Here is an 866-nt window from a genome sequence, read left to right on the forward strand (position 1 = left end):
AAGAGCTTCCTGACCGAGGCGCTGAGGTACTTCGGCGGCGCGTGCGAGATCGTGATGATCGACAACACCCACGTGGTGGTGCTGCGGGGCACCGGCAAGACGATGATCCCGGTACCGGAGATGGAGGCATTCAGTCATCGCTTCGGCTTTCTCTTCCGGGCTCACGAGATCGGCAACGCCAACCGCTCGGCTCACGTGGAGAGGAGCTTCTGGCACGTCGAGAGGAACTTTCTGGCGGGCAGGACCTTCGCAGATTTCCGCGATCTGAACCGGCAGGCTCGAGCGTGGTGCGAGCGGAAAAACTCGAGCTACAAACGCCACCTCAGAGCCAAGCCGATCGAGCTGTTTGCCCTGGAGAGGACACGGCTGAGACCTCTGCCGGCCCACATTCCCCAGCCCTACCGGATCCACCATCGGACCGTCAGCGTCGAGGGCTACGTCTCGATCGACACCCACCAGTACTCGGTACCGCCGGATTGGATCGGTCGCCGGGTCCAGGCCCGCGAGACGCAGGAGACCATCGAAATCGAGACCAGCCCGTCGAAGCCTGCGGTGACCCACCAGCGGGTGATCGATCCCCATCACGGCAAGACGACTCTGCCCGAGCATCGGATCCGTCGCGGCCAGGGTCGCAAACGGAAACAATCCGGCCGCGAGGAGAAGCTCCTGCTCGAGATCGCTCCTGAGCTGGGGCCCTACATCGAGGACCTCAAACGCAAAGCAAAGAAGCAGACCACGCTTGCCCTGCGGCAATTACGGCGCATGGTCCGCGAGTACCCCAGAGAACCCCTGCGCGGCGCCGTGCGCCGGGCACACCACTACGGACTCTACGACCTCGACCGCGTCGAGAGTCTGCTCCTGCGCCT

The 866-nt window shown here is 63.9% G+C and carries 1 protein-coding gene; it reads left to right on the forward strand.

Going from position 1 to position 866, the window contains the following annotated elements:
* On the forward strand, positions 1 to 866 hold an 866-nt coding region (locus tag GY769_20455), incomplete at both ends, for an IS21 family transposase (protein ID MCP4204294.1).

It is taken from the genome of bacterium, assembly GCA_024224155.1.
In the GTDB taxonomy this organism is placed as follows: Bacteria; Acidobacteriota; Thermoanaerobaculia; order Multivoradales; family JAHEKO01; genus CALZIK01.